10 protein-coding genes are annotated in these 7,517 nt (G+C 39.6%); 8 read left to right on the top strand and 2 right to left on the bottom strand.

The window, feature by feature from the left end; translation table 11 throughout:
- The coding region (locus CTER_RS18445; RefSeq protein ID WP_004628048.1) for an S-layer homology domain-containing protein at window positions 1–813 on the top strand (813 nt) is incomplete at its 5' end.
- Between the two features lie 88 nt (window positions 814–901).
- Here the strand turns inward: CTER_RS18445 and CTER_RS18440 are convergent.
- Window positions 902–1,075, bottom strand: coding sequence for an aspartyl-phosphate phosphatase Spo0E family protein (locus CTER_RS18440; protein WP_004628054.1), 174 nt, complete (start codon window positions 1,073–1,075; stop codon window positions 902–904).
- An 86-nt stretch (window positions 1,076–1,161) separates the two neighbouring features.
- Window positions 1,162–2,052, bottom strand: coding sequence for a LysR family transcriptional regulator (locus CTER_RS18435; RefSeq protein ID WP_004628049.1), 891 nt, complete (start codon window positions 2,050–2,052; stop codon window positions 1,162–1,164).
- A gap of 116 nt (window positions 2,053–2,168) precedes the next feature.
- On the opposite strand from CTER_RS18435, the gene CTER_RS18430 reads away from it, so the two are divergent.
- From CTER_RS18430 to CTER_RS18400, 7 genes are all read left to right on the top strand, one after another.
- Window positions 2,169–3,170: an ABC transporter ATP-binding protein gene (locus CTER_RS18430; RefSeq protein ID WP_004628044.1), complete on the top strand. Its 1,002-nt coding sequence runs from the start codon at window positions 2,169–2,171 to the stop codon at window positions 3,168–3,170.
- Complete coding sequence (locus tag CTER_RS18425) at window positions 3,167–3,958, top strand: ABC transporter permease (protein ID WP_004628095.1); 792 nt, start codon at window positions 3,167–3,169, stop codon at window positions 3,956–3,958. The genes CTER_RS18430 and CTER_RS18425 overlap by 4 nt, the downstream gene beginning before the upstream one ends.
- Window positions 3,951–4,766, top strand: coding sequence for an ABC transporter permease (locus CTER_RS18420; RefSeq protein WP_004628064.1), 816 nt, complete (start codon window positions 3,951–3,953; stop codon window positions 4,764–4,766). Before CTER_RS18425 ends, CTER_RS18420 begins: the two co-directional genes overlap by 8 nt.
- Window positions 4,767–5,049: 283 nt before the next feature.
- Complete coding sequence (locus CTER_RS18415) at window positions 5,050–5,490, top strand: LytTR family DNA-binding domain-containing protein (RefSeq protein WP_004628068.1); 441 nt, start codon at window positions 5,050–5,052, stop codon at window positions 5,488–5,490.
- 1 nt (window position 5,491) lies between these two features.
- Window positions 5,492–5,989, top strand: coding sequence for a hypothetical protein (locus tag CTER_RS18410; protein WP_004628099.1), 498 nt, complete (start codon window positions 5,492–5,494; stop codon window positions 5,987–5,989).
- Window positions 5,976–6,821 (top strand): ABC transporter ATP-binding protein, encoded by an 846-nt coding sequence (locus CTER_RS18405; RefSeq protein WP_004628101.1) that lies wholly within the window; start codon window positions 5,976–5,978, stop codon window positions 6,819–6,821. Before CTER_RS18410 ends, CTER_RS18405 begins: the two co-directional genes overlap by 14 nt.
- The gene (locus CTER_RS18400) at window positions 6,818–7,504 is read left to right on the top strand and encodes an ABC transporter permease (RefSeq protein ID WP_004628092.1); all 687 of its coding nucleotides are present in this window, start codon (window positions 6,818–6,820) and stop codon (window positions 7,502–7,504) included. The genes CTER_RS18405 and CTER_RS18400 overlap by 4 nt, the downstream gene beginning before the upstream one ends.
- Window positions 7,505–7,517: the final 13 nt, after the last annotated feature.

The following is a 7,517-nucleotide window of genomic DNA, read 5'->3' as shown; positions in this document are numbered from 1 at the left end:
GGGGATAAGCCGGTAGTGGATATAAGCCTTAGAGTTGACGGAAATATAATCAAGTGGAGTAATCCCGACAAACCGGTAACTGTAAGCATCCCTTATACGGCTACGGCTTTTGAGGCTAAAAATCCTCAGTTTATCATTGCCTGGTATATAGACGATACCGGAAACAGGATAGTTGTTCCAAATTCCAGATATTCAGCTGATAAGAAGGTTGTAGCCTTTACAGTCACTCATTTCAGCAAATATGCCGTAGCATTTATCATGAAGAGCTTTGAGGATGTAAAGAGTGAAAAATGGTACGCTCCTGCGGTTGTAACCGTGGCCTCATACGGCTTTGCCCAGGGAACTTCGGATACTGTTTTCAGTCCTGACAAGGCTGTAACCAGGGGTGAATATTTAGGCTGGCTCATAAGAACTCTGGGTCTTACCTCTGAGGTAAAGTCCAACTTCAGCGATGTGCCTGAAGCGTATAAATATTCTGCTGAAATCGGTACAGCCAAAGCACTGAAGATAACTGCAGGTACCGGAGAAAATAAATTCAGCCCAAATGCCAATATTTCAAGACAGGATCTGATGGTGCTTACGGTAAAAGCCATACAGGCAGCTAAGGGAGAGCTTCCTTCAAAAACTCCTGTGGATTTGAAAAAATTCTCTGATGCGGGCAAGATTGCAAAATATGCGGTTAACGATGTATCTGCAATGATAGCCTCAGGTTATGTGGGCGGAAGCACCAATAACAGGTTAAATCCTCAAATGCTGACGACCAGGGCTGAAGCGGCACAGATACTCTATAACATCTTTAATTCATATAAATAGCCACAGGCATAATAACAGGCTGTTTGCAAAACAAAAACAAATGAGACACATGTGTCTCATTTGTTTTTGTTTTAGAGCAGCCTGTCGTCTATAAGCCCTTTTTGTTTATTATTTCGTTATACTTGGTTATGGCGGCATTCAGCATTTGGCTGGCTGAGATTATTTCAGGATCAGTCAGGTTGATGCCTTTTTTACTTATAACCTCATGTAAATTTTCACGCAATTTATCTATATCATCCAGGAGTCTTTGAAGTTCGCTCATATTTATTTCCTCCTCCAAAGACAGTATTTGCAAGCAGGCAATTAATATTCACAATATGATGAATATTACTGAGTATGCCGGTATACTCAAGGGTTTTGTGAATAAGTCTCATAAATATGCCAGAAAGCTTCTATTTCAGGCATTATTAATTTGTTTTTATGGATAATAATCTGTGACATAATGGGAAATTGCATACCACCCCATTTAAGTTTTACAAGACTATGATCCGCCAATTCATTTTGTGCTGTAATGGAAGGGATGAAAGCAATACCATGACCATTAGCGGCAAATTGCTTAAGAATCTCTTTACTTGATGTCTCAAGAGCTATTTTGCAGGTGAGTCCTTTTCTTGCCAGGTCGGATAAAAGCATAATACGAAAATTGCAATTTGCATCGGTAAGCAGTAAAGGATACTTTGCAATATCTTCTTCGACGACCATTTTACATTGGGACAGCGGGTGGTTGGGAGAAACCAGAAAGTCAAGGGATTCCGGCTGGCTATATGGAATCAGAAAATTATCGTCTTTATATGCTGTATTTATTGTATAAACAAAATCCAGCAGTCCCTCCTGTAGAAGTTGGGGAAATGTAGTGTGATTTATAAATTTAAGCTGAATATCAACCTTTGGATACAGACTTTTGTAATCCTGCAGGAGTTTTGGAAATTTTGTATAGCACAGGGATTCTGCAACTCCGATTTTCAATGTACCGGAGGGCGATTCTGATTCCGGAACGTGGGATATAATTTTATGCTCTAATTGAACCATATCTTTTGCATAGGGAAGTAATCTCTGGCCGGAGGCAGTCAGTACAATGGTCTTGCCAAGGCGTTCAAAGAGAGGGGTGCCCAGCTCCTCCTCAAGTAATTTTATCTGAGTGGTTATAGTGGATTGTGCGTAACCGATCTGTAAAGCTGTTTCTGTAAAATTCATTTTTTCTGTAAGAACAAGAAAAGTGTGCAGTTGTTTAATATTCACAGTGTATCTGCCTCCATAATATCAATTAAATCGATAGTTGCAATCTATTAATTCAATTTTACTAATAATGTTTACAATGCTATTATAATGTAAAAGCGGAAGGGGATCAATACAGTATGGGAATTAATGTGGAGCATATTTCAAAAAGTTATCATGTTGTGAGGAGAGAAAAGGGACTGCTTGGTTCGGTAAAGCAATTTTTCCACCCGCACTATACAATAATCAATGCGGTAAACGATATTTCCTTCAACATTGAAACCGGTAAGATTGTTGGGTTTATTGGTGAAAATGGAGCAGGCAAGTCAACAACAATTAAGATGATGGTTGGAATCCTGACACCGGACCGCGGAACAATCAGAATTAATGATGAGATGGTCGGAGTAAATAAAAAAAAGATAGCATATCAAATCGGGGTAGTATTTGGCCAGAGAACACAATTATGGTGGGATATCCCCATTATAGAATCTTTCCGGCTGTTTAAGGATATGTATCGCATACCGGATCAGGAATATAAAGAGAACCTTGATATTTTTCAGGAGATTCTCGGACTGAATGAATTTATGAATCAGCCCACCAGGCATTTGAGTCTGGGGCAGAGAATGCGTGCCGATCTATGTGCTGCGTTGCTGCATAATCCTTCGGTATTGTTTTTGGACGAACCAACGATAGGTATTGATGTTGCGACAAAGGAGAAAATGAGAAATTTTATACGGGAGATAAATCGGAGAAAGTTAACAACAGTTTTACTGACGACCCATGATATGAAGGATATAGAGGAACTTAGTGATGAGCTGATAGTAATTGATCGGGGAGGATTGATTTATCAGGGAAATCTGCAAAACCTGAAAACCAGATATGGCGGCATGAGCACCATTACATTAAAATGCTGTCCGGAAACTGCCGGTGAAATACAGAAAAGTGTTTCATCAAAAGAAATAAATTGTAGGTATGATGATGCACTTTATCTTGTTTTCGATAAAAAAAAGTATTCAGCGCAGGAAGTTTTAAGAGACATGGTAAATCAGTTTACATTTTCCGATATACAGGTTGAGGATAGCTGTCTGGAGGATATTGTAAAAAAGATTTATTATGAAATAGATAATGGGGGATGCATATGAGAGGATATTTAAACTATACAAAAATCTCAATGGAATCGATCCTGGCATATCCCTTTAATCAATGGATGAAATTCTTCTCCAAGGTTTTATTCCTGGTTATGCAGGTTTGTTTATGGAATGCATTATATCAATCCAATGGTCAGATAAGTACCGGACATGGATTTAACGAAACAATGAGCTATGTCATTGTAGTAAATATTGTGAATACATTTATGGAAAGTAATATAACCGCCTGGCTAAACAATGAAATACGGACAGGAGATATTGTATTCGATCTCATGAGACCGCTAAATTTTGCCTGTATGACATTTTGCAAGCAGATGGGTGAAACATTGCTGAACGTGATATTTCAAACGCTGCCGCTTTTATTGATATCATTACTCCTGGGAAAAAATATTGCGTTCTGTAATAGCCGGCTGGGTTTGTTTCTGATTTCCATAGCATTGGGTTACATAATTAATTTTTTGTATTCATATTTAGTGGGAATAATGGCTTTTTGGTTAATTGTAACCTGGCCGTTAAATATGCTGCTATCCGCAGTATACAAATTATTGTCGGGTATGTGGATTCCGGTTTTTCTATTTCCTGAATTTCTAAAGAGTATTAATAATTACTTGCCGTTCCGCTATATTTATGCGGTACCGGCAATGATTTTTACGCAGTATTTAAGTTATGAACAGATTGCAAATGAATTGACTGCCCAGTGTCTATGGGCCGGTATATTTTTCGTAACTGCCGCGGGTGTATGGTATTTGGGCAGGAAAAGGATGGTGGTTCAAGGTGGCTGAGCTTGGAAGGCTGTATGGGAATTTTATTAAGATCTATTTAAAAAGCAAGCTGGAGTACCGGTTTGGATTTATCCTTGAAATTCTGGCGAATTTTGTACTTATCGGTGTTTATTTTTCAGGTATATGGATACTGTTTGATAACTTTAATAATATTGCCGGGTGGAGTAAATATGAATTCTTGTTTCTATTCACCACCAACTGGCTTACGTACTCAATAAGCAGCTTCCTGTTATGGCAGCCAATGAAGGATATGGGGGAGCTGGTGAGGAGCGGGGGAATGGATTCGTATCTGATTCGTCCACTCAATCCCCTGGTTTATCTGGTAGTACGGCAGTTTCAATATACCTTTTTGCCGAGACTGATACTGGCAGCTATATTCTGGTGGTATAGCCTTAAAAGGATACAGGTGATATGGTCTCCCTTATATATATCATACCTTATTATAAATATGTTTGCCGCATTATTGATATTTTCGGGTATTTACATATTTTCCGGTGCGGTCAGCTTTTGGACGGTGCAAAGCTCGGAGCTTACAGCTCTGCTTACCAGTAATGATTATGGCTTGCGTACCTATTCCGATTACCCCCTCAACATATTTCATAAAGGAATCCAGATACTTTTGACTTTTATTTTTCCCTATGCCTTTACTGGATATTATGAGGTGGTATATTTGCTTGGTATGAGCCCGGGAGGCATTTGGCAGAATATTTTACAATGGTGTGCGCCACTGGCAGGAGTTCTGACATTTGGTATTTCCATATGTGTATGGAATAAAGGAGTACAGCGATATGGCAGCAGTGGTACATAGGAAAATTTAAAGAAATATACATAGCATGCAGATACCCCATGGATATTAATGAGAATCTGTTATATAATGGGGAGGTAAAACGTCCAGTAGGAACCCGTGAAAAAGCAGCCGCAGGACAGTTTTGTTTTATACATACAATATATATTTAAATTACAGATATCAAAGGGACTTTTAAACAGTCTCTTTTTTTGTAACTTGGTAACAGAAATCCGCAACTTAGGTTGTGCAGACTTGAAATAAAGAAATGCCGGAGATATTATAAAAGCGATATGGAGGTCAGTAAATGAAGATTAACATTCAGACTTTCAGCAATGTACAGGAGACCGAGATAAATATTATCTGCAATCAGCTGACACCGGAAATTGAAAGGCTTGTCTCGCTTATCCGCATTATGGATATGAAGTTTACCGGAGAGAAAAACGGGCAGATACATATATTGGATATCAGCAAGATTCTATATATAGATACGGTGGATAAGAAAACCTTCTTTTACACCAAAACTGACGTTTATGAAACTCCGTTGCGGCTTTATGAGCTGGAGGAACAGCTTGAAGGAACAGAATTTTTCAGGGCGAACAAATCCTGCATTGTCAATTTTGAGCAGATCCAATCCTTAAAATCAGATCTGGACGGGAGGATTCTGCTTACAATGAGCAATAATGAGAAACTGTATGTTTCAAGGCAGTATTCACCTTTTGTAAAAAAGAAACTGGGGGTGAAGTAATATGGAGAAAAGGTTTACTATATTTGATTTTTTTTCAGAGGCATTTAACACATTTTCCATTATGGTGATCTGTATTGCATTTACGGCCCGTTTTGTGGGAAAGGACGCCGGTGCCATTTCATCACTTTACAGTTTTGGAAGTGACGGTATAGCGGTTGATACAATAGTTCAATTCCTGCTGGTATCCCTGGTTATGGAAGGTTCAAAAGTATTTTGGTTTTCTGAAAAGCTGCTTAAACATATGACTGCATTTTGGAGAACAGTGGGCATGGTACTATCGGTAATACCGATAATTACCGTTTTTGCCGGTGTATTTGACTGGTTCCCTCTTAATAATCTGTATGCCTGGTGCGGTTTTCTGACAGCCTTTTCCAGCTGCTTTGCTCTGAGCCTGCTGGTAATATATATAAAGACAAAACTGGAAAACAAAAAGATTGAGAAAGGCTTTGAACGCTACCGTAAAGAGCATGGATTGGAGGAAGATGATGAACAGTCTTGAGGTTGAGAAGCTGGAGAAAATATTTGGAGAAAAAAAGGTTCTGGATAATATCTGCCTGACTGTGGCCTGCGGAGAACTTTTTGGACTGCTGGGGCCTTCGGGAGCAGGTAAGACCACCCTGATCAAAATATTGACGGGACAGCTGAAGTATGGCGGGCAGGCCAGGGTATTAGGAAAGGACTGCAGCAAGTTTGGCAATGAAATTTATTCAAAAGTCGGGATGGTCCTGGACAATTGCGGAGTATATGAAAGATTGAACTGCTATGACAATATGAGGCTGTTTGCAAGGATATACAGGATTGATAATCAGACAATTCATTCTGTCCTAAAAAAGGTTGGGCTGTCGGAAGCCGTGAAGACGCCTGCGGGAAGGCTGTCAAAAGGCATGCGGCAGAGATTGCTGCTGGCCAGGGCAGTGCTTTATAAACCGGAAATTTTATTTCTGGATGAGCCAACAGGCGGTTTGGATCCTGCGACGGCCCAGGAAATCCACGAATATCTGAATGAACTTAAAAATGCGGGAACAACTATATTCCTGACAACTCACAATATGGAAGAAGCCTATAAGCTATGTGATAATATTGCTTTGCTGAACGAAGGAAAAATTGTTGAATACGGAGTTCCCGGAGAGTTATGCCGAAAATACAACCGGGAAAATACGGTTGAAATTATATTAAAGAACGGGGAGACAGTCAGGATTCCAAACAGTTCAGCTTCAGCAGAAAAAATAGCCTCATATTTCAGTGAAGATAAGGTGGAGGCCATCCATTCCTCCGAACCCAATCTCGGAACTGTATTTATGAAATTGACGGGGAGGGGCTTGAACCTATGATTCGGATAAACCATATGACTGCCATACTGGCAAAAGATATAAAAGATGTGATCAGGAATATCCAGGTACTTGTTTTGTTTATTGTATATCCCGCTGTGGCCTTTATAATGACACAATCCATTGGAGGAGAAAAGGTATTTTTCATCGGGGTGTTTGCAACAATGCATTTCGTGTTTACACCTATTGTAGTGGCAGCAAGCATGATTGCCGAGGAAAAGGAGAAAAATACACTGCGTGTGCTAAGGATGTCGGGCATTTCGTCCATGGAATTCTTTTTGAGCACGGCAGTATTTGTGGTGGTTCTGGACTGCTTGACCGGAAGTTCTTTTTTATTAATGCAGGGAGATGGCTCAATCAATGTGGGGTTGTTTTACTCTGCCGCAATTTTCGGAAGTGTCATATCGGTATTGATAGGAATGTGCGTGGGAACCTATTCAAAGAGCCCCAGTGCCACAAATGGTCTTGCGGTGCCGCTGGGAATGATCTTTTCCTTTCTTCCCATGCTTTCATACTTTAATAAAAATCTGGAGAGCATATCAAAATACCTTTTTGGGCAGCAGATACAGTATTTGATAGGGGGACAGAAGTGGACGGCTGAGGCTGTTATTATCTGTTCAATAAATTTTATAATAATCACAGGGCTTTATATACTGCTTTACAGAAGGGCAAAAACAGACGGGTAAATTAATAAGAATA

The sequence above is a fragment of the Ruminiclostridium cellobioparum subsp. termitidis CT1112 genome (assembly GCF_000350485.1).
In the GTDB taxonomy this organism is placed as follows: domain Bacteria; phylum Bacillota; class Clostridia; order Acetivibrionales; family DSM-1351; genus Ruminiclostridium; species Ruminiclostridium termitidis.
This window is presented reverse-complemented; position numbering and strand designations above follow the sequence as displayed.